The sequence below is a fragment of the Stenotrophomonas sp. P5_A8 genome (assembly GCF_056400545.1).
The window spans coordinates 1-2,943 of sequence record NZ_JBFULB010000414.1 but is presented as its reverse complement, the minus strand read 5'-3'; the positions used below and the strand labels follow the sequence as shown (position 1 = coordinate 2,943).

The window sequence follows — 2,943 nt, the reverse complement described above, 5'->3', positions numbered from 1 at the left end:
GGTCTGAACAAGCGCGAAGCCAAGGAATTTGTCGACGCGTTCTTCGATGTGTTGCGAGAGGCATTGGAACAGGGACGTCAGGTGAAGCTGTCCGGCTTCGGCAATTTCGACCTGCGGCGCAAGAACCAGCGCCCGGGCCGCAACCCGAAGACCGGTGAGGAAATTCCGATTTCCGCCCGTACGGTGGTTACCTTCCGTCCGGGCCAGAAGCTCAAGGAAAGGGTAGAGGCATATGCTGGATCCGGGCAGTAACCGCGAACTTCCGCCGATACCGGCCAAGCGCTACTTCACCATTGGTGAAGTCAGCGAGCTGTGCGACGTCAAGCCGCACGTGCTGCGCTACTGGGAGACCGAGTTTCCCAGCCTGGAGCCGGCCAAGCGCCGCGGCAACCGACGTTACTACCAGCGCCATGACGTGCTGATGGTGCGCCAGATCCGTGGCCTGCTCTACGAACAGGGCTACACCATCGGCGGCGCGCGGCTGCGCCTGGAAGGTGCCGGTGCCCGCGACGAATCGGCACTGAGCAACCAGATCATCAAGCAGACGCGGATGGAGTTGGAAGAAGTGCTCCAATTGCTGCGTCGCTGAACAAATACGCGGATAAAACCGTTATACTCGTCGGCCCGCTGAGAGGCGGGGACATTGCCAGCATCATCGGGGCGTAGCGCAGCCTGGTAGCGCATCTGCCTGGGGGGCAGAGGGTCGTCGGTTCAAATCCGGCCGTCCCGACCAATGTTGGTGATTCGATCAAAGGCTTGTGCAGCGATGCGCAGGCCTTTTTTCTTTTGGGGCACCCGCAAGTGCTTCCGCCGCGGCATAGGCGATACCATGGGCCATGAACACTCACTCCCCCGATCCARGCGCTCCGCGGCTGCTTGGCTTCGACGTGCCCGACCTGCACACCCGCGTTGATCAGACCGAGGACGAGGCCATCGTGGCCATGCTCGATGTCGCGCCGTCTGCGGCGTGGCTCGAGGTTTTCCATGCGCATGTGGATGCGCTGAAAGGCGCGCTCGGCCTTGCCGGTGTGGAAATCGACGGGAGGACGATCCGCTTCTTCGGCTCCATCGCCGACAGCCGCCGCCTGGCCAACGAGATTACCGGGCTGATCAAGGACGTTGCACAGACGCTGTCCAGCCAACGCTGACGACCGGAATGCCGGACCCGCCGCGCGGTCGCGCGGCGTTGCGGATGCCATGACGTTTTTCGTAACGCAGCCGATCCACGGTCGGCGCTACATCCAAGGGTATTGCCATGAACGAACAACCCCCGCCGTACGCCACCCCGCAGAGTCCGCTGGCCCAGGCCAAGCGTGTGCGCATTCCGCACCTGCAGCAGATGAAAGAGCGTGGCGAAAAGTGGGCGATGCTCACCGCGTACGACATGTACACCGCCGCGATCTTCGAGGATGCCGGTATTCCGGTGCTGCTGATCGGGGATTCGGCGTCCAACAACGTATTCGGCAACGACAGTCTGTTGCCGGTCACCGTCGATGAGCTGATGCCGCTGGTGCGCGCGGTGAGCCGTTGCACGCGCCGTCCGCTGGTGATTGCCGATCTGCCGTTCGGGTCCTACCAGGCCTCGCCGGAGCAGTGCTTCCATACCGCGGTGCGTTTCATGAAGGAAGGCGGCGCGCACGCGGTCAAGCTCGAAGGCGGTATTGAAATGGTGCCGCAGGTGCGCAAGCTGGTGAGCTCGGGTATTCCGGTGATGGCGCACATCGGCTTCACCCCGCAATCGGAGCATCAGCTGGGCGGCTTCCGCGTGCAGGGCCGTGGCGACAGTGGCCCGGTGTTGGTGGAAGCGGCGCGCGCCCTCGAAGCGGCCGGTGCCTTCGCGGTGCTGATCGAGATGGTGCCGGCCGACGTCGCCGCGCAGATCACCGCAGCGGTCGCCGTGCCCACGGTGGGCATCGGCGCAGGGAGCGACTGCGACGCGCAGGTGCTGGTCTGGCAGGACATGGCCGGTCTGCGTACCGGGCAGCTACCGCGCTTCGTCAAGCAGTACGCGGACATGCACGGGCTGCTGCAGAAGGCCGCGCGCGACTTCGCGGCGGAGGTCGAGTCGGGTGTATTCCCCGGGCCGGAACACGCGTTCCAGTCGTAACCGGCCTGGGAGGGGTGGGCGCGTCGTTGGCCGTCCTAGCCGATGGCGCGCAGCACTTCTTCGATCAGAACCGCGTAACAGGCAACGAAGTAGAACTTCAGCAAAGCCGGATGTTGCTTGGTGATAATCGCGCGCATGGGCGTGGGCAGATTGGGTGGACGCCTCGATTGTGACGGAGGTGTGAATTTGTGGCAATGATCACAAATTAAATGCACTTAGCGAAGTGAGGGACGCTGACCCCGCATCCTCAAAGGTGCTCCAAGTAACTGATTTTCAGCAAGAAGCTCCAACTCACCCAGCCCCGTATCGACGGGACGATGGAGGCCCCGGCACGCCGTTTTGCCCCTGGCAGCCGATACCGGTGCGCTCAGCCCGGGCCCAGCACCCGCCGTATCAGACGCCGCAGCACGACCGCCGCCAGGGTGAGCGGGATCACAATCGGCCATTGCAGCAGGAACAGGCCGGCGGTGATTTCCCACTGGCTCCAGGTGTTACCGAATACCTGCGCAGCCGGCGGGCCGAGCCGGATGACCACCAGTGTGGCCAGGACGAAGGTCAGGTCCTGCCAGCGCAATGACCGGCGCACGCATGCCAGCCGGCCAACCAGCACCAACCCGGGCATCACCGCCAGGCTTGCCAGCAACGCATGTACCAGCACGTCGCCGCGTCCGTAATCGTAGGGAATCGACGGCCACATCCATCCGAGCCGCTCGGTCTTGAGCTGGGCGGTCAGCACACACGCGAAGACAATGGACGTGGCCAACAGCACGACGAGATCGATACCGGCGTGGCGCACACCTCGCGCGACATGCGATGCGGGTTCGGCAGGAGAGAGC

5 protein-coding genes and 1 tRNA gene are annotated in these 2,943 nt (G+C 63.9%); 5 read left to right on the top strand and 1 reads right to left on the bottom strand.

Annotated features, from left to right (window positions below; all coding sequences use genetic code 11):
- The 5 genes from AC1DQP_RS18920 to panB all read left to right on the top strand — a co-directional run.
- On the top strand, window positions 1-252 hold a 252-nt coding region (locus tag AC1DQP_RS18920), incomplete at its 5' end, for an integration host factor subunit alpha (protein WP_478052246.1).
- Window positions 233-589 (top strand): MerR family transcriptional regulator, encoded by a 357-nt coding sequence (locus AC1DQP_RS18915; protein WP_068853353.1) that lies wholly within the window; start codon window positions 233-235, stop codon window positions 587-589. The genes AC1DQP_RS18920 and AC1DQP_RS18915, both read left to right, overlap by 20 nt.
- Window positions 590-656: 67 nt before the next feature.
- Window positions 657-733, top strand: a tRNA-Pro gene (locus AC1DQP_RS18910).
- Between the two features lie 154 nt (window positions 734-887).
- Complete coding sequence (locus tag AC1DQP_RS18905) at window positions 888-1,148, top strand: hypothetical protein (protein ID WP_256774661.1); 261 nt, start codon at window positions 888-890, stop codon at window positions 1,146-1,148.
- Between the two features lie 107 nt (window positions 1,149-1,255).
- Complete coding sequence (gene panB, locus AC1DQP_RS18900) at window positions 1,256-2,107, top strand: 3-methyl-2-oxobutanoate hydroxymethyltransferase (protein WP_478052245.1); 852 nt, start codon at window positions 1,256-1,258, stop codon at window positions 2,105-2,107.
- Window positions 2,108-2,474: 367 nt separating this feature from the next.
- On the opposite strand, the gene AC1DQP_RS18895 is transcribed toward panB, so the two are convergent.
- Window positions 2,475-2,943: hypothetical protein (locus tag AC1DQP_RS18895; protein WP_478052244.1), on the bottom strand; the 469-nt coding region annotated here is incomplete at its 5' end.

What these genes read in the sequence shown, in the direction of transcription:
- AC1DQP_RS18915 (WP_068853353.1), top strand. Translation starts at nt 233, where the DNA reads ATGCTGGATCCGGGCAGTAACCGCGAACTTCCGCCGATACCGGCCAAG.
- panB (WP_478052245.1), top strand. Translation starts at nt 1,256, where the DNA reads ATGAACGAACAACCCCCGCCGTACGCCACCCCGCAGAGTCCGCTGGCC.